Below are 16871 nucleotides of genomic sequence, written 5' to 3'. Positions count from 1 at the left end.
GATTCATACTAAGCCACCATGCAGACCAAGTACAAAGTCGGACTGCTGCGCGGCAACCTGCTGGTCGCGGCGGCGCTGCTGGCCCTGCTGGCCATCGCCACGACGACCCTGACCGAGGCCCTGCTGCTGTGGCTGGCCGCGTCCTGGCTGGCCGTTACCGCGCTACTGCTCGCCTTCAACCATCGCCGTCCCGCCACGGTGCCCTGGCAGCTGCTGCCCGCCCTGCTGCTGGCCGCTCTGCTGTGGGTGGACCCCGAGCGGCACGTGACCTGGCTGTGGGCCTGGGCGGTGCTGCTGATGCTCCCCCAACCCCACTGGATCCTGCTGCTCGAGGCCCTGCTGGCGCTGGCCACCTGGTGGCCACTGCGCGAGCTGCTGGGGCTCGAGCAGTGGGCCCTGGCAGGCCTGCTGCTGGCGGCCCTGATGCTGTTGGGGCTGTCCAGGGCCCTGGACCTTCGCGCGCTGCGTCAGAGCACCCTGCGCCGGGCCCGCCTGGTTCCCGGCCTGCCGCTCTGGCCCGGCGCCAGGCTGGCCCAGGACCTCGCCCTCGAGCGGGCCCGCAGCCGTCGCGAGGGCGTGCATGCCGAGTTGCTGCTGCTGCATACCCCGCGACACCGCTGCTGGTCACTGGCCCACCGGCTCTGCCGGCTGACCCACAGTTTCGAGCCCTGCTACCGCCTCGACCCGCGAACCCTGGCCGTGATCCTGACCAGCCGCAACCATCGCGAAGCCGAGGAGCGTCGCGAGGCGCTTTGGCGCCATCTGGAGGCAAGGGGCCCGGCCCGGGCGATCGCCCTGACCGGCCTGGCATCGCTGGCGGACGAACGACAGGCCCTGACCCGACAGGCACCCGGCCTCCAGGTCGATGGGGAAGCGGCCGATGCCTGAACGCCGAGTCCGATTCCTGAGACTGTTCGCGGCCTGGTACGCCGGCGGGGCGCTGCTGCTGCTGGGCATGGCCCTGTGGCTCTACCTGATGGGCGAGTACGAGCGTCTCCCCCTTCCCGCTGCCCTCTTCCTGCTGATGCTGGTGGCCACCCTGCTGAGCGTGACGCGCGAGGATCACACGCGTCTGGCCGCCTACCTGGTGCTGATCTGCGGCTACCTGCTGATTGCCGTGGAACTGCCTCGACAGTCGGGGCTGCCGTCGCTCTGGGTCGGGGTGCCGCCGGTCCTCACCCTGCTGCTGCTACCGCTGGGCCCGGCGATGCTGCTCAACGTGGCGCTGACGCCGGTCTGGCTGGCCCTGCTCGGCGACGGCGAGCTCGACCGGAACATGCTGCTGGGCTATCTGACGCTGGTGGTCGTGGCGGCCCTGGTGCCCTGGGAGCAGGTCCGCCAGCATGCCTTGCTGCGGGCCACCGACCCTCGCGACCCCGAATGCCCGGCGGTGGGGCGCGCGACCCTGCACGAGCGACTGGCCAGCGAGGCCGAACGCGCCGCACTGCTCGGGCAGCCGCTGGCCGTGATGCTGATCCACCTGCCGCAGCTGGAGATGGCGGAGGAACAGTTCGGATCCCAGGCGAGACAGGCCCTGCTGGACTGCCTCTGCCAGGCCGTCACCAGCCGCTGTCGCGACCATGACATCCTGGGAAGGGAGGGGCCGGCGGATTTCTGGCTGGTACTGCCGGACACCACCGAGAGCGGCGCCCTGCTGGTGCAGCAGCGACTCGGCCAGGCTTTCGAGCAGGCCACCCTGATGGAGACCGGTCCGATGGAGGCGCGACTGCGCCTCTGCCGGCCGCGCCCGGGAGAATCCTGGCAACGATTCGAGCAACGCTTGCAGGCCGTCAGCCAGTCGCTGGCCGATGGTTGATTCGCCCCTCCGCCAGCGCACGGCACGGCAACGGAGCCCCCCTTGAGCATCGCCGATACCCTCTTCCAGCTGGCCCCCTCGCCGGGGCTGCTGCTGCTGATCATCGCCGCCATCGCCCTGATCGAATCCCTGGCACTGGTGGGGCTGCTGGTACCGGGCGTGGTCCTGATGACCGCCGCCACTTCCCTGGCCGGACACCAGGACCTGGCCCTGGGCCCGGTGCTCGGCGCCGCCTTCCTCGGCGCGGTGGCCGGCGACGGCCTGAGCTTTCTGCTCGGCTACACCCAGCGCGAGCGGGTGACCGTGCTGTGGCCGCTGTCACGACATCCCGAATGGCTGGCGCGGGGCGCCCGCTTCTTTCAGCGCCACGGCACGCTGTCGGTCTTCCTGGGCCGCTTCGTGGGCCCGGTGAGGCCCGTGGTGCCACTGATCGCCGGCATGCTGAGGATGTCGCCCCGCACCTTCACCTGGGCCAACCTGGGCTCGGCACTACTCTGGGCACCGGCCTATGTGCTGCCGGGTTACCTGCTGGGACGGACCTGGCAGCAGCTGCTGGACCTGCCCGAGGGGCTCAATCCCTGGCTGGTCGCCCTGGGCGTGCTGGTGGTCATTCTCGCCGTGGTGTTCTCCTGGTGCCGCCACCTGGTGACCCGCGACGGGCTCGCCTACCGCGGCCTCGCCTGGGCCTCGGGGCGAACCCCCCTGGGCCGGCGCCTCTGGCAGCTGCTCGCACCGCCCCATGAGGAGGAGCCACCGCTGGCCTCCTGGCTGCTGCTGATCCTCTCGCTGGCGGCCCTCTCCGCCTGGACCCTGGTGGTGATCCACCACGAGGGCCCGTTGGCCATGGATCTGCGTCTCGCGGGCCTGCTGGAGAGACTCGCGCTGCCGGGCCTGGCCACCTTCGGGGGGGGGATGGCCAAGGCCTGCGACCTGCTGGGCGTGCTCGCCTTCACCCTGCCCTGGGCGGCCTGGCTGCTGTGGCGACGCCAGCTGCCGGCCTTCTGGCACATCACCGGCGGGCTCGTTGGCGTCGCGCTGCTCAACACCCTGATCAAGGCGACCATCGGGCGGGCTCGGCCCGACACGCCGGCCGACCTGGCCGATTCCCTCTCCTACCCCAGCACCCACACCTCGACCGCCGTGGTGCTGTTCGGCATGGCCGCGGCCTTCGCCACCCGGGAACTGCCCCATGGCAGGCGCTTCCTGGCGTACTGGGCCGCCATTGCCGTGATCCTGCCGATGGCCCTGTCCCGCCTGCTGATCGGCGTGCACTGGCTCAGCGACCTGATCGGCGGTGCCCTGCTCGGCCTGGTGGTCTGCGCACTGGTGCAGCTGGCCTGGCAGCGACATCCCCGTCCGCGCCTCGGCCCCTGTCCCTGGCACCTGCTGGGTGTTGCCTCGCTGGTGCTGATCGCGGCCCGGATCGCCTGGTTGCCGGCGGTCTAAGCTGGAAGCTGGAAGCTGGAAGGCAGCATGATTCCACAGACGCTGGCGTCAGGGGTTTTCTTCAAGCTTCCAGTCGCGAAGCGACGCTCTTCCAGCTTCAAGCTCCTGGCCCGGCGCAGCCGGGTCAGCCCAGCGCCAGCCAGAGCCCCACGCCGACCATCAGGGTCCCGGCGAGGCGATTGAGCAGCCGCACGTTGCCGCTCTCGCCGAGCAGCCGGCGCAGGGTGCGTCCGCCGGTGGCATAGAGCAGCAGGCAGAGGAATTCGATGGAGAGGATCACCGCGATCAGCACCACCAGCTGGAGGACCAGCGGACGGGAGGCGTCCAGGAAGGGCGGCAGCAGGGCCATGAAGAAGGCCCAGCCCTTGGGATTGGCCACCGCGGTGACCAGCCCCTGCAGGGCCAGCTGGCCACGGGCGGCGGGGGGCCCCGCTTCCAGTTCCAGGGGTATGGCCATGCGCCCCCTAGAGCGCCACATCATCACGCCCAGGTAACCGAGATAGGCGCCACCCAGCCATTTGAACAGCGCGAAGAGCTCGGGCTGACGCAGCATCAGCGCCGCCACGCCGGCACCGGCGGCGAAGGCCACCAGGCCAACGCCCACCAGCTCGCCGGCCATCATCCACAGGGTACGCCGCACGCCCTGGGTCATGCCCAGCACCATGGCCAGGGTCATGCACATGCCGGGGGTGAGCGAGACCAGCAGGAAAGTCGGCACGAACACCGACAGCAGCGAAAGGTTGATCATGCCTCACCCCAGCGGGGCATCAGGCGATGCGCGACCCCCAGCTGGTTGAGAATCCGCGCCACGATGAAGTCGACCAGGTCGTCGACCGACGCCGGCTGGTGATAGAACCCCGGCGCGGCGGGCAGGATCACCGCCCCCATGCGGGTCAGGGCGAGCATGTGCTCCAGGTGGATCGCCGAGAAGGGGGTCTCGCGGGGCACCAGGATCAGCGTGCGTCGCTCCTTGAGCGCCACGTCCGCGGCGCGCTCGATCAGGTTGTTGCTGGCCCCGGTGGCCACCGCCGAGAGGGTCCCGGTGCTGCAGGGGCAGATCACCATGGCCGAGGGTGCCCCGGACCCCGAGGCGACCGGCGCCATCCAGTCCTCGCGGCCGAAGCAGCGGATCTGGCCGGGCACCGCCCCGCTGCGCTCGGTGAGGACCTCGGCCAGTCGGGCGGGACGCGCCGGCAGTTCGCGGTCGGTCTCGGTGGCGATCACCAGGTGGGCGGCCTTGGAGATCATCACCCACACCTGATGGTCGGCCGCCACCAGCGCCTCGATCAGCCGCAGGCCGTACTGGGCCCCGGAAGCGCCGGTCAGGGCCACCGTGACCGGGTCACGCAGTTCCGTCGGCATGGGCCACCTCCAGCGCCGCCAGCAGCTTCTCGTGGATACCGCCGAAGCCACCGTTGGACATCACCACGATGCGGTCCAGCGGTCGTGCTTCGGCGACCAGGGCCGCCACCAGGGCATCGAGGTCGTCGAGCAGCCGGGCCGGTACCGGGCTCGCCTCGAGCACCGGCGACAGCGACCAGTCGAGCCCCGGCGGCTCGAACCAGAAGGCGGCATCGGCGGCGGCGACGCTTGCCGCCAGCCGGTCGCGTAGGGAGCCCAGCCGCATGGTGTTGGAGCGCGGCTCGATGACCGCCAGCAGGCGCCCACGCGACGTCGCGGCCCGCAGCCCCTCCAGGGTGGCGGCGATCGCCGTGGGATGGTGGGCGAAGTCGTCGATCACCTGAATATTGGCCACCTCCCCACGCAGTTCCTGGCGACGCCGCGGCGTCGCGAAGCGCGACAGCGCCGCTGCGCCGCGCGGCAGATCGACCCCGCAGGCACTCGCTACCGCCAGGGCGGCCAGGGCGTTGCGGGCGTTGTGGGCACCGGTCAGTGCCCAGTCGACCACCGCGTCCTCATTCACCTCGGCGCCGCCATCGTGGCGCTCATGGATCACCCGGAAGCGCGAGGCATCCTCCCGCTCGAGCTCCAGCCGCCAGGGGCTTGTGGCCTGGGTGCCGAAGCGCTCCACCGGGGTCCAGGCCCCCATCTCGAGTACCCGGTCCAGGGCCGGCTCACCATCGGCCACCAGCAGGCGGCCCCGTCCGGGGACGGTACGCACCAGGTGGTGAAACTGTCGCTCGATGGCGCCCAGGTCCTCGAAGATGTCGGCGTGATCGAACTCCAGGTTGCCCAGGATGGCGATCTCGGGGCGGTAGTGGACGAACTTGGAGCGCTTGTCGAAGAAGGCCGTGTCGTACTCGTCGGCCTCCACCACGAAGGGGGCATCCTGGGCGCCGAGCCGGGCCGACACGCCGAAGTTGCGCGGCACCCCACCGATCAGGAAGCCCGGCGCCTGGCCGCCGGACTCCAGCAGCCAGGCCAGCAGGCTCGCCGTGGTGGTCTTGCCGTGGGTGCCAGCCACGGCGATCACCCGACGCCCCGGCAGCACCTGCTCGGCGAGCCACTCGGGGCCTGAGACGTAGGCCAGCCCCAGGTCCAGGACCGCTTCGACCTCGGGATTGCCGCGCGAGAGGGCATTGCCGATCACCACCCGGTCCGGTCGCGGCCAGAGGTTGTCCGCCGAGTACCCCTCGCACAGCGCGATGCCGGCCTCCTCGAGCTGGGTGCTCATCGGCGGATAGACGTTGGCGTCGGAGCCGCTGACGGTGAGGCCCAGTTCGCGGGCGAGCAGCGCCAGGCTGCCCATGAAGGTACCGCAGATTCCGAGGATATGAAGGTGCATGCGCTCTCCGGGAACTCATTGCGCCGCTGGCCGCGGCACGACCTGCGCGAGACTAGCATGGCCCCCTCGGCGCGCTCCAGCCGCCACCGTCGCCCGCGGGGCCCAAGGCGACTTGAGATCGGCGGGCACGCAGGTGCAGCCATTGCCACTTTCGGCTAGACTCACGGGCTTTCGGAACCCTTGACGTGACCAGGAACAGGTAAGCCCCATGGCCCAGCACAACGCCTTCTACGCCCAGTCCGGCGGCGTCACCGCCGTGATCAACGCCAGCGCCTGCGGCGTGATCGAAGCCTGCCGCCGCCACCCGGACCGGATCGGCAAGGTCTATGCCGGGCACAACGGCATCATCGGCGCCCTCACCGAGGACCTGATCGACGTCAGCCAGGAGACGGACGAGACCATCGCCGCCCTGCGCCACACCCCGGGGGGCGCCTTCGGCTCCTGCCGCTACAAGCTCAAGGACATCGAGTCCCACCGTGCCCAGTACGAACGGCTGATCGAGGTCTTCAAGGCCCACGACATCCGCTACTTCTTCTACAACGGCGGCGGCGACAGTGCCGACACCTGCCTCAAGGTCTCGCAACTCTCCGAGAAGCTGGGCTATCCGCTGACGGCCATCCATGTGCCCAAGACCGTGGACAACGACCTGCCGATCACCGACAACTCCCCGGGCTTCGGCAGCGTGGCCAAGTACATCGCCACTTCCACCCTCGAGGCCTCGCTGGACATCGCCTCGATGTGCGCCACCTCCACCAAGGTGTTCGTGCTCGAGGTGATGGGCCGCCACGCCGGGTGGATCGCCGCCGCCGGCGCCCTGGCCGGCCAGGGCGAGGGCGCCCCCCCTCACCTGGTGATCTTTCCCGAGGTGCACTTCAACCGCGCCAGGGTGATGGCCCGGGTGGAGGAATCGGTCAAGAAATACGGCTACTGCGTGATCGTGGTCTCCGAGGGCGCGCGCTACGAGGACGGCACCTTCCTCGCCGACTCCGGCAACACCGACGCCTTCGGCCACCGCCAGCTCGGCGGCGTGGCGCCGACCCTGGCCGGCATGGTCAAGCAGGACCTGGGCTACAAGTACCACTGGGCCGTGGCCGACTACCTCCAGCGGGCCGCTCGCCACCTGGCCTCGAAGACCGACGTCGAGCAGGCCTACGCGGTGGGCGAGAAGGCCGTGGAGCTGGCCATCGAGGGCAAGAACTCCATGATGCCTGCGATCAAGCGCGTCAGCGAGACCCCCTACGAGTGGCGCATCGAGGCGGCTCCGCTGGCCGAGGTCGCCAACCGCGAGAAGTTCATGCCGCGCGAGTTCATCCGCGAGGATGGCTTCGGTATCACCGAGGCCTGCCGCCAGTACCTGTCGCCGCTGATACAGGGCGAGGACTTCCCGCCCTTCGAGAACGGCCTTCCGAAGGTGGCGCACCTCAAGCTGGCCCGGGTCGAGCGCAAGCTGCCGGAATTCAAGATCTAGCCGCCGAGCGCCGAGCGCCGAGCGCCGAGCGCCGAGCGCCGAGCAGGATGGTGCTCGCGCACCACCAGGGCAACAAAGGAAACCCTCCAGCAAGCGACTCTGCTGGAGGTTTTTCTTGGCTGCTTGGCGCTTTATCGCAACAACCAGGAGAGCACCAGCAGCAGCAGCAGGATGCCCGCCACGCCCTGCCAGAAGCGGGTCGGCTCCCGCTTGCGCGCGCCGCCCTCCCCCGCGTCCCGGGCCGGATCCCGCGGCGGACGCAGCGCTCGACGGAACTCCGACATGCGCCGGAAGCGCAGCGCACGCTGGGGGTCCAGGGCCCGGCGCAGGGCATCGTCCAGAGCCACCGGCACCTCCGGGTTGAGGGTGCGAGCACTGCGATAGGCCAGCTGCTCCAGGTCGGTATGGCTGCGCAGCCGGTTCGGCGCCAGCGTATAGGGCAGCTCACCGGTGAGCAGCCAGTAGATGGTCGAGGCCAGGGAGTACTGGTCGCTGCGACGGCCGACGTCATCCTCCAACGCATACTCCGGCGCGCTGTGCTCGGTCAGCCCGAGCTGGCGAACCAGTTCCCGTGAACGGCGGTGGCCGTCGACGTCACGCAGGTGGCAGGCACTGAAATCTGCCAGCACCACCTGGCCATGCACATCGATCAGTATATTGTCGGGATGGATTCGCTGGTGCAGCAGGTCGCGGTGGTGCAGTGCCTGCACCGCCTTGCCCAGCTGGTTGGCAATGTCGAGGCGCTGCTCCAGGCTGGCCTGGGGATGGCGCCGGGCCCACTCGGCCAGGGTCACGCCCTTGACGTGGGCCATCAGGTAGTAGAGGAAGCGCCGCGGCCGCGAGGACTCCATGATGCGCACCACGAAGGGCGACTTGACGCGCTCCACCACCCACTGCTGCAGCAGGAAGTGCTCCAGGTAGGCATTGCGACTGGAGAGCTCGGGACTCGGCGCCTTCATCACCATCTCGCGGCCGCTGTGCAGGTCGCGCACGTGATAGACCCGCGACTGGGCCGTGCGCGAAAGCACCGACAGCACCTCGAGGCCGTCCAGGCGATCGCCTGGCGAGAGCTCCGGGGGAATCGGCAGGTCGCCATAGACGCGACCGGGCTGGTCTTCCGTTCCCTCGTCGGGCAGGCCATCGATGCGTACCAGCTGGAAGCAGAACTGGTCGCCGCCGTAGCCCCGCTCCTGCGCCCGCTCACGGGCCGCCGCGCCCAGGCGCTCACAGGCGGCATCCAGGTCGCTGGCATCTTCGCGAATCAGCCGCACGTAATCCGAGGGCATCAGGGTGCCCTGTACCGCCTGGGTGGTGAACAGGAAGATGTCTCCCTGCTTGAGCGGCATGCTGACATAATCGATCTCCAGGCCACTGTCCATGCCCATGGCACGGGAGGGGTAGCGGTAGCCGCCCAGGTCGGTGACATGGTCCCGGGAAAGCTGCTCGAACTCGGCGCCGCGCAGGCGGAACACCAGGGTATCCCCCATATGGAAGAGGTGCGCCTCACGCCCCCGGTAGACCATGGCGGAGAGCGAGGAGACATAGCTGCCGTCCGCCATCTGGCGGTTCTGGCTGAAACACCAGGCGTTCAGCGCCCGCAACACACGGGTCGCCGAGGTCTTGACGTCCCAGTGGTCGGGGGTGGAGAAGTAGTCGGTCAGAAACCCCTTCACGCTGAGATCCCCCGCCTGCTTGGCCAGGTTGTTGCGCAGGGTGGAGTCACTGATCAGGGCGCAGGCGCCCTTCGCCGCGAGCAGGGGAGGCTCGGGGAAACGCACCGACATCGAGCTGCGATGCCGTCGCCGTTCAGGCGCCACGAAGGCCTGTCCATAACTCAGTGACAGTTGCACGGGTGTCAAGGCAGTCTCCTCGCAGTCGGCGCGATGCGCCGGCCGGTGGCCGGCGCCTTCCATCGGAGACCCATGATACACCCTGTCCCACCGGCGGGCCCATCGACCAAAGGCAAGGCCTGCCACCTAAGGCCCATTGGTAATCCCTGCCGCGGCTTCGTATAATTCGGCGGATTTTGCGCCTGCCCGATTTCGCCAAGCCTTATTTTTGCCAACCCAAGGAAGCGACGATGAACTTAGACAACATCCCCGCCGGCAAGGACCTCCCCAACGACGTCTACGTGGCGATCGAGATCCCGGCCAACCACGCGCCGATCAAGTACGAGATCGACAAGGACATGGGCGCCCTGCTGGTCGACCGCTTCATGGCCACCCCGATGTTCTATCCGGCCAACTACGGCTTCATCCCGCACACCCTGGCCGACGATGGTGATGCCCTGGACGCCCTGGTGGTGACGCCCTACCCGGTCCAGCCCGGCGCCGTGATCCGCGCCCGCCCGGTGGGCATCCTCAACATGACCGACGAGGCCGGCGAGGATGCCAAGCTGGTGTGTGTCCCGCACCCCAAGCTCTCGAGCCTCTATGACGACGTCCAGGAGGTCACCGACCTGCCCGAGTTGCTGCGCCAGCAGATCGCCCACTTCTTCGAGAACTACAAGGACCTCGAGAAGGGCAAGTGGGTCAAGGTGGAGTCCTGGGAAGGCTCCGAGGCGGCCTGCAAGGCGATCGAGAAGGCCGTGGCGGCCCACGATAAGGCCTGACCCTCGGATACAGCGGTCATAGACAGCACCACCTGATACGACAACGGGCTGCCCTTGGGGCGGCCCGTTGTCGTTGCATGAGCGTCACGGTCGTCAGTTCGCCGGCTGCCCATCCTCAGCCGTGACATCTTCGTCGGCCGAAGCGTCGGCGCTGCCTTCCTTTGCGGCGTCGGAGGGCATCTGCTCACCATCTGTTGCGGTGGCATCGCCGGAAGAAGCATCGTCGCTGCCGTCCTCTGCCGCCTCGGCGGGCATCTGATCACCCTCGGTCGCGGTGGCATCGTCAGATGAGGCCTCGTCGCTGCCCTCCTCTGCGGCCTCGGCGGGCGTCTGCTCGCCACCGGGAGACGTCATTTCGCCCTCGCCGGAATCGCCGGCCTGTTCATCAACGGCCTGCGCTTCGGTGCCGTCATCGTTGTCCGGCGCAGCCATGGCCTCCTCGCCTTCGTCGGTGGCAGCCTCTTCGACGGGTTCCTCTTCGCTGGAGGCAGGCATTTCGCCCTCGCCTTCATCGGCAGGCGCTTCTTCGGCGGCATCCTCGCTGCGTTCCACCTCCACCACCGGTGGCTCGCTGGCAGTGGGGGCGGGCGTGGGCGTCACCTCGGCCAGGCCCTCGGTGACCTCGCGCGCCAGGTCCCTCGCACGCACCATGTGGTTGGCCAGCACCAGCGAATGGTTGGCGAAGATGCCGAAGCCCGAGCCATTCAGCACCACCGGGCTCCACAGCCGACGCTGGCTGCGTTCGAGTTCGGCCACCAGCAGCTCCCAGTGCTCGGTGACCCCGGCCGAGGCCAGCACATCGGCCTGGTCACGCCGCACCGCCTCGAGCAGGTGCATCAGGGCCCAGGCCTGGCCGCGCGCCTCGAAGAAGACGTTGTCGACGCGATACCAGGGCGTTCGTGCCGGCAGGGCGTCGGCGTCGATGTCCAGGTCGCGCAGCTCGTCGCGGCTGCCGATGCTCGCCGAGAGTCGCAGACCCAGGTCGTCCAGCGTCCCGGTGATCGCCTCGAGCCAGGCCGCGAGGCCCTGGCCCTGATCACCGAAGGCGGCCCCGCCGCCCTCTCCGAGCGAATCGAGGTAGCCGTCCAGTTCCTCAAGGGCCTGCTCCAGTCGCTTCTCGGTGGAAGGATAGAGCCAGTCGCGGCTGTCACCCATCAGGCGCTCCTGCACGCCCTCCAGTACCGGGGCCGACGACTGCTCCATGGCCGGCAGCGACCTCGAGAGCCGACGGGCCTGGCTGAGCACGCCCAGTTCCCAGGCCGGCATGTTATCGAGCCACAGCCCGGGCGGGGCGATATCGTTGCGCAGGTACCCGCCCGGCTTCTCGAGCAGGGTCTCGATCAGGGTCATCAGGCCGGCGGTGGTCACGGCGCCGCGGGCCGCGGGGCTGCCCGACCCCTCGCCACGCTGCTCGGCGACGGCCTGTTCCACGTCGAAGCTTTCCGGCGTGCGGCTCCACCAGATCCCCAGCCCCAGGCACACCACCAGGTAGATCACCAGCAGTGCCAGCAACGGCTTCCAGATCCAGCCATACTCCGGGCGCTCGAGCACCTCGGTCCGACTGCGGCGCCTGGCGCCACCCTTTTCCGTCAACGCCATGGTCAGGTTCCCTTGATGATGAAAGCTTCCGGCGACGCGACAATTCGGCGCAGCCTTGCGGGCGGGAGGCCATCAACAGCTCCCCTACTACTGCGATATCCTAGCAGGACCTTGGCCTCGCCGCCGATGGACGGAACCCGGCTTCGAGAAACGGGGTCCAATTCGCGCCGTGCCACCAACCAAGTTCACCGCAATCAAGGAAGTGCTGTGCCGATCGTCTTGCGACTCGCCCTGCTGATCACGCTGCTGTTGCCCCTGGGGGCCCAGGCCCAGTGGTTCTCCCAAGATGATGACGAGACCTTCCTGCCGGTGCTGGAGGCCTTCCAGCCCAGCGCCTGGCACGATGGCCAGACCCTCCATGTAGGCTTCGAGAACGCCGAAGGCTACTACCTCTATCGCCACCAGTTTGCCGTCGAGACCGACGTGGAGGGACTCGAACTGGGCGACCCCGAGCTCCCCCCGGGGCTGGCCAAGAGCGACGAATTCCTGGGCGACGTCAATGTCTTCTATGACAGCGTGGTCTTCGAGGTGCCCGTCGAGCCGGGCCACCAGGGCCCGCTGGACATCACCCTGACCTTCCAGGGCTGTGCCGATGCCGGCCTCTGCTACCCACCGGAACGGGTGGAGCTGACCGCTCCCGAGGGCGAGGCACCGGCCACCTTCGCCGGCTGGACGCCATCCGATGACGCAGGCGCTTCCGGCAGCGATGCGCCCGGTGATACGGCGCCTGCCGCGAGCGAGGCGGCCAACCGTGACGTCGCCGAGACCGGCGGCGGGGTCTCAGGCGCTGCCCCCCAGAGCGAGGATGGCCGCTTTCGCACCCTGATGGCCGAAGCCAGCCTGCCGCTGGTCCTCGGGCTCTTCTTCCTTGCCGGCCTGGGGCTGACCTTTACGCCCTGCGTGCTGCCCATGGTGCCGATCCTCTCCTCGATCATCGTCGGCCAGCACCCGACCCGCCCCCGGGCCTTCGCCCTCTCGGCCAGCTACGTGGCCGGGATGGCGCTGACCTACGCCGCCGTGGGGGTACTGATGGGACTGTTCGGGGCGGGCCTCAACCTCCAGGCCCGCCTGCAGTCGGCCCCGGTACTGATCACCTTCGCCGTTCTCTTCACCCTCTTCGCCCTGGCGATGTTCGGCGCCTTCGACCTGCGCTTCTCATCCAGGCTGGCCGGCCGCATCGACGGCTGGCAGGCCCGCGCCCAGCGCAGCGGCCCCGCCGGCCTGGCCCTGGCCGGGGCGCTGTCGGTGCTGGTGGTCTCGCCCTGCGTCTCGGCGCCGCTGGCCGGTGCCCTGGTATTCATCTCCACCACCGGCGATGCGCTGATGGGCGGGGCCGCGCTGTTCTCGCTGGCCCTGGGCATGGGCGTGCCGCTGCTGCTGGTGGGCACCTTCGGCACCACCCTGCTGCCCCGCTCCGGCGCCTGGATGAACGGCGTCAAGGCCGCCTTCGGCATCCTGCTGCTGGGGGTCGCCATCTGGCTGGTGGAGCGCCTGCTGCCGGGCAGCATCGCCCTGCTGCTGTGGGCCGGCCTGGCCATCGGCAGTGCCCTGGCCATGGGGGCGCTGACCGTCAACCAGGCCCAGGGCTGGCCGCGGGTCCGGCAGGCGGCGGGGCTGATGCTGCTGGTCTGGGGCATCGCCCTGGTGATTGGCGCCTCCCGCGGCGGGGAGGATCCGCTGCGGCCCCTGGCACCCGCCAACCCGGTGGCCGGCACCGCGACCGGAGAAGCGGCCACCATCGCCCGGGAGATCACCACCGTGGAGGACCTCGACGCCCTGCAGGCCTCGCTGGCCGAGAGCGACCAACCGGCCTTCGTCAACTTCACGGCCGACTGGTGCATCTCCTGCAAGGTGATGGAACGCGACGTCTACCCGGCACCCGAAGTGGCTGGCCACCTGGCCAACTTCCGGCGCATCAACGTCGACGTCACCGACAGCGGCGCCATCAGCCGCGAGGTGCTGGACCACTTCCAGCTGTTCGGCCCGCCCAGCCTGCTGTTCTTCGACGGCGACAAGGAACTGCGCGATGCCCGCATGCAGGGCGAGGTGAATGCCCCACAGCTGGCCAGCCACCTGGAGGGTGTGCTGGACTGGCTGGAGGGCCGGCAAGGCTGACCCCCGCGCCACGCCGGGAGCCGGCCTCGAACAGTGTTCCTGCTCGGCTGGACATCCTTGCCGATTTTCGGCAGACTCCGGCGTCATTGCTCTTTCATGGTCAATAGATGCCTCAAGACACGCCATCTTGCCGCGATCTATTGCAAGTTGGCCGGGGTTGACAGCGCCCCGGATCACCCCCCAACCCCACCGGTCGAGACAACGTCATGGATATCCGCAAGGTCAAGAAGCTGATCGAACTGCTCGAAGAGTCCAACATCAGCGAGATCGAGATCCAGGAAGGGGAAGAGTCGGTTCGCATCAGCCGCCACCCCAATGGCACGAACTGGCAGACGCCCATGCCCCAGCCCTATGAGCCACCGGCAGCGTCTGCCCACCAGGCGCCAGCCCCGGCTGCCGAGCCCGCCGCCGATGCCGCGCCGGCCTATCAGGGGCATACCGTCAACTCGCCGATGGTCGGCACCTTCTACCGTTCGCCGGCACCCGGCTCCAAGGCCTTCGTCGAGGTCGGCTCGAGCGTCAAGAAGGGCGAGACCATCTGCATCGTCGAAGCGATGAAGATGATGAATCAGATCGAGGCAGACCGGGACGGCGTGATCGAGGCCTTCCTGATCGATGACGGCGAACCGGTCGAGTTCGACCAGCCGATGCTCGTCATCGCCTGACGCGCTACCTGGCCTCATCATTCACCAACTGGCGGATTCCTCATGCTGGACAAGGTCCTCATCGCCAATCGCGGCGAGATTGCCCTGCGCATCCTGCGCGCCTGCAAGGAGCTGGGCATCAAGACAGTGGCGGTCCACTCGACGGCCGATCGCGAGCTGATGCACGTGCGCCTGGCTGACGAGGCCGTGTGCATCGGGCCGGCCTCCTCGGCGAACTCCTATCTGAACATCCCGTCGCTGATCAGCGCCGCGGAAGTCACCGACTCCAGTGCCATCCACCCCGGCTACGGCTTCCTCTCCGAGAATGCCAACTTCGCCGAGCAGGTCGAGCGCTCCGGCTTCATCTTCATCGGTCCCCGGGCAGAGACCATCCGCCTGATGGGCGACAAGGTCAGTGCCATCGAGTCGATGAAGAAGGCCGGCGTGCCGACGGTGCCCGGCTCCGACGGCCCCCTGGGGGAGGACGAGGGGGAGACCCTCGCCGTGGCCCGGCGCATCGGCTACCCGGTGATCATCAAGGCCGCCGCCGGGGGCGGCGGGCGCGGCATGCGCGTGGTGCATACCGAGGCACACCTGCTCTCGGCGGTCAACGTCACCCGCACAGAGGCCTACTCATCCTTCGGCGACGGCACCGTCTACATGGAGAAGTTCCTCGAGAACCCGCGCCACGTGGAGGTGCAGGTACTGGCCGACGGCCAGGGCAACGCCATCCACCTCTTCGATCGCGACTGCTCGCTGCAGCGTCGCCACCAGAAGGTGATCGAGGAGGCCCCCGCGCCGGGCATCGACGAGACCGCCCGCGCCGAGGTCCTCGAGGCGTGCCGGGAGGCGTGCATCACCATCGGCTACCGGGGCGCCGGCACCTTCGAGTTCCTATACGAGGACGGTCAGTTCTTCTTCATCGAGATGAACACCCGGGTCCAGGTGGAGCATCCGGTCACCGAGATGGTCACCGGCGTGGACATCGTCCGCGAGCAGCTGCGCATCGCCTCGGGTCTGCCGCTGTCGGTCCGCCAGGAGGACGTCAAGCTCGCCGGCCACGCCTTCGAGTGCCGAATCAACGCCGAAGATGCCAGGACCTTCATGCCTTCCCCGGGCAAGGTGACCCTCTACCACCCGCCCGGCGGGCTCGGCGTGCGCATGGACTCCCATGTCTACACGGGCTACACCGTGCCGCCCCACTACGACTCCTTGATCGGCAAGCTGATCACCTGGGGCGTTGACCGGGAGACGGCACTGATCCGCATGCGCAACGCCCTGGACGAGCTGCTGGTGGAGGGCATCAAGACCAACACCGACCTGCACAAGGACCTGGTGCGTGACGGCTACTTCCAGCAGGGGGGCGTCAATATCCACTACCTGGAGAAGAAGCTGGACCTCTGAGCCCGGCGTCTTTCCTGCCAGCGGGGCGGCCACGGCCGCCCCGCTTGCGTTACCCCTGCCGCTCCAAGCCTCGACCGGAGATCCCCCATGCCCTGGATGCAACTCAAGGCCCGCATCGCCCCTGAGCACGCCGAGCTCCTCGAGGAACTGCTGCTCGCCGAGGGCGCTACCGCCATCACCCTGCAGGACGCCTTCGATGACCCGGTCTTCGAGCCGGAGCGGGGCACTACCCCGCTGTGGGACGAGACGGTGCTCACCGGCCTCTACGACGACCTCGAGGGCATCGAGACGATGCTCGACCGGGTGCGCCAGGCCTGGGCCGCCGAGTTCCCCGAGGAACCCTGCCCCGAGGTGGAGGTCGAGCTGCTGGCCGACCGCGACTGGGAGCGCGAGTGGATGGCAGACTTCCACCCCCTGCGGATGGGTGAACGGCTGTGGATCGTGCCAAGCTGGCACGCCCCGCCGGAGCCCGACGCCGTCAACCTGCTTCTCGACCCGGGACTGGCCTTCGGTACCGGCACCCACCCCACCACGGCGCTCTGTCTGGCCTGGCTCGATGGCCTGTCGGTGGCCGGCGAGCTGCAGGACCTGGAGGTGCTCGACGTGGGTTGCGGTTCGGGCATCCTGGCCATCGCCGCCCTCAAGCTCGGTGCCCGGCGGGCCACCGGTACCGACATCGACCCCCAGGCGCTGCAGGCCAGCCGCGATAACGCCGAGCGCAATGGCGTGGCCGAGGCCGACTTCCGGCTCTGCTATCCCGAGCAGCTCGAGGCGGGTGATTTCCCGCTGGTGGTCGCCAACATCCTCGCCGGCCCCCTGGTGGAGCTGGCCGACGAGATCGCCGGCCGCGTGGCACCGGGAGGCCGGCTGGCCCTCTCGGGCATCCTCGAGGGTCAGGCCGAGGAGGTGCTCGAGGCCTACCGTGGACAGGGCCTGGTCATGGAGGAACCGGAGATCCGCGAGGGCTGGGTGCGACTCTCCGGGCGGCGCCCCCTGGCCGGCATTCGCCTTGAGTAGCGGTT

14 protein-coding genes are annotated in these 16871 nt (G+C 69.0%); 9 read left to right on the top strand and 5 right to left on the bottom strand.

Going from position 1 to position 16871, the window contains the following annotated elements; genetic code table 11:
• Positions 1 to 18: 18 nt before the first annotated feature.
• The 3 genes from QLQ83_RS16100 to QLQ83_RS16090 are packed head-to-tail and all read left to right on the top strand — an operon-like array spanning position 19 to position 3262.
• Positions 19 to 888: a hypothetical protein gene (locus QLQ83_RS16100; protein WP_282736528.1), complete on the top strand. Its 870-nt coding sequence runs from the start codon at positions 19 to 21 to the stop codon at positions 886 to 888.
• The gene (locus QLQ83_RS16095; protein ID WP_282736527.1) at positions 881 to 1816 is read left to right on the top strand and encodes a diguanylate cyclase domain-containing protein; all 936 of its coding nucleotides are present in this window, start codon (positions 881 to 883) and stop codon (positions 1814 to 1816) included. The genes QLQ83_RS16100 and QLQ83_RS16095 overlap by 8 nt, the downstream gene beginning before the upstream one ends.
• Positions 1817 to 1858: 42 nt before the next feature.
• A complete protein-coding gene (locus tag QLQ83_RS16090) occupies positions 1859 to 3262 on the top strand; it encodes a bifunctional DedA family/phosphatase PAP2 family protein (RefSeq protein ID WP_282736526.1) in 1404 nt (467 codons plus the stop codon).
• A gap of 124 nt (positions 3263 to 3386) precedes the next feature.
• Here QLQ83_RS16090 and QLQ83_RS16085 read toward each other — a convergent pair whose 3' ends face one another.
• From QLQ83_RS16085 to mpl, 3 genes are read right to left on the bottom strand one after another with little or no spacing between them, the layout of a single operon-like run.
• Positions 3387 to 4010, bottom strand: a complete 624-nt coding sequence (locus tag QLQ83_RS16085) for a LysE family translocator (RefSeq protein ID WP_282736525.1) — start codon at positions 4008 to 4010, stop codon at positions 3387 to 3389.
• Positions 4007 to 4624, bottom strand: coding sequence for a flavin prenyltransferase UbiX (locus QLQ83_RS16080; protein ID WP_282736524.1), 618 nt, complete (start codon positions 4622 to 4624; stop codon positions 4007 to 4009). Before QLQ83_RS16080 ends, QLQ83_RS16085 begins: the two co-directional genes overlap by 4 nt.
• Positions 4605 to 6008, bottom strand: a complete 1404-nt coding sequence (gene mpl, locus QLQ83_RS16075) for a UDP-N-acetylmuramate:L-alanyl-gamma-D-glutamyl-meso-diaminopimelate ligase (RefSeq protein WP_282736523.1) — start codon at positions 6006 to 6008, stop codon at positions 4605 to 4607. The genes QLQ83_RS16080 and mpl overlap by 20 nt, the downstream gene beginning before the upstream one ends.
• A gap of 208 nt (positions 6009 to 6216) precedes the next feature.
• On the opposite strand from mpl, the gene QLQ83_RS16070 reads away from it, so the two are divergent.
• Positions 6217 to 7476 (top strand): 6-phosphofructokinase, encoded by a 1260-nt coding sequence (locus QLQ83_RS16070; RefSeq protein ID WP_282736522.1) that lies wholly within the window; start codon positions 6217 to 6219, stop codon positions 7474 to 7476.
• 131 nt (positions 7477 to 7607) lie between these two features.
• Here QLQ83_RS16070 and QLQ83_RS16065 read toward each other — a convergent pair whose 3' ends face one another.
• Positions 7608 to 9335: a bifunctional protein-serine/threonine kinase/phosphatase gene (locus QLQ83_RS16065; RefSeq protein WP_282736521.1), complete on the bottom strand. Its 1728-nt coding sequence runs from the start codon at positions 9333 to 9335 to the stop codon at positions 7608 to 7610.
• Positions 9336 to 9556: 221 nt separating this feature from the next.
• Between QLQ83_RS16065 and ppa the strand changes: the two genes are divergently transcribed.
• Positions 9557 to 10087: an inorganic diphosphatase gene (gene ppa / locus QLQ83_RS16060; protein ID WP_282736520.1), complete on the top strand. Its 531-nt coding sequence runs from the start codon at positions 9557 to 9559 to the stop codon at positions 10085 to 10087.
• Between the two features lie 93 nt (positions 10088 to 10180).
• Here ppa and QLQ83_RS16055 read toward each other — a convergent pair whose 3' ends face one another.
• Positions 10181 to 11686 carry a DUF2333 family protein gene (locus tag QLQ83_RS16055; RefSeq protein ID WP_282736519.1) on the bottom strand — a complete coding sequence of 502 codons (1506 nt, stop codon included), beginning with the start codon at positions 11684 to 11686 and terminating at the stop codon, positions 10181 to 10183.
• Between the two features lie 207 nt (positions 11687 to 11893).
• Here QLQ83_RS16055 and dsbD point away from each other — a divergent pair, with 207 nt between their 5' ends.
• The 4 genes from dsbD to prmA all read left to right on the top strand — a co-directional run bounded on the left by dsbD (position 11894) and on the right by prmA (position 16866).
• Positions 11894 to 13801 (top strand): protein-disulfide reductase DsbD, encoded by a 1908-nt coding sequence (gene dsbD / locus QLQ83_RS16050; protein ID WP_282736518.1) that lies wholly within the window; start codon positions 11894 to 11896, stop codon positions 13799 to 13801.
• Positions 13802 to 14007: 206 nt separating this feature from the next.
• Positions 14008 to 14466, top strand: a complete 459-nt coding sequence (gene accB / locus QLQ83_RS16045) for an acetyl-CoA carboxylase biotin carboxyl carrier protein (RefSeq protein ID WP_282736517.1) — start codon at positions 14008 to 14010, stop codon at positions 14464 to 14466.
• Positions 14467 to 14508: 42 nt separating this feature from the next.
• On the top strand, positions 14509 to 15849 hold the full coding sequence (gene accC / locus QLQ83_RS16040; protein WP_282736516.1) for an acetyl-CoA carboxylase biotin carboxylase subunit: 1341 nt from the start codon (positions 14509 to 14511) through the stop codon (positions 15847 to 15849).
• 87 nt (positions 15850 to 15936) lie between these two features.
• A complete protein-coding gene (prmA, locus tag QLQ83_RS16035) occupies positions 15937 to 16866 on the top strand; it encodes a 50S ribosomal protein L11 methyltransferase (protein WP_282736515.1) in 930 nt (309 codons plus the stop codon).
• Positions 16867 to 16871: the final 5 nt, after the last annotated feature.

This window comes from Halomonas rhizosphaerae, assembly GCF_030010555.1.
Classification (GTDB): Bacteria; Pseudomonadota; Gammaproteobacteria; order Pseudomonadales; family Halomonadaceae; genus Halomonas; species Halomonas rhizosphaerae.
This window is presented reverse-complemented; position numbering and strand designations above follow the sequence as displayed.

What these genes read in the sequence shown, in the direction of transcription:
- QLQ83_RS16100 (WP_282736528.1), top strand. Translation starts at nt 19, where the DNA reads ATGCAGACCAAGTACAAAGTCGGACTGCTGCGCGGCAACCTGCTGGTC.
- QLQ83_RS16095 (WP_282736527.1), top strand. Translation starts at nt 881, where the DNA reads ATGCCTGAACGCCGAGTCCGATTCCTGAGACTGTTCGCGGCCTGGTAC.
- QLQ83_RS16085 (WP_282736525.1), bottom strand. Translation starts at nt 4,010, where the DNA reads ATGATCAACCTTTCGCTGCTGTCGGTGTTCGTGCCGACTTTCCTGCTG.
- QLQ83_RS16080 (WP_282736524.1), bottom strand. Translation starts at nt 4,624, where the DNA reads ATGCCGACGGAACTGCGTGACCCGGTCACGGTGGCCCTGACCGGCGCT.
- mpl (WP_282736523.1), bottom strand. Translation starts at nt 6,008, where the DNA reads ATGCACCTTCATATCCTCGGAATCTGCGGTACCTTCATGGGCAGCCTG.
- QLQ83_RS16070 (WP_282736522.1), top strand. Translation starts at nt 6,217, where the DNA reads ATGGCCCAGCACAACGCCTTCTACGCCCAGTCCGGCGGCGTCACCGCC.
- ppa (WP_282736520.1), top strand. Translation starts at nt 9,557, where the DNA reads ATGAACTTAGACAACATCCCCGCCGGCAAGGACCTCCCCAACGACGTC.
- QLQ83_RS16055 (WP_282736519.1), bottom strand. Translation starts at nt 11,686, where the DNA reads ATGGCGTTGACGGAAAAGGGTGGCGCCAGGCGCCGCAGTCGGACCGAG.
- accB (WP_282736517.1), top strand. Translation starts at nt 14,008, where the DNA reads ATGGATATCCGCAAGGTCAAGAAGCTGATCGAACTGCTCGAAGAGTCC.
- accC (WP_282736516.1), top strand. Translation starts at nt 14,509, where the DNA reads ATGCTGGACAAGGTCCTCATCGCCAATCGCGGCGAGATTGCCCTGCGC.
- prmA (WP_282736515.1), top strand. Translation starts at nt 15,937, where the DNA reads ATGCCCTGGATGCAACTCAAGGCCCGCATCGCCCCTGAGCACGCCGAG.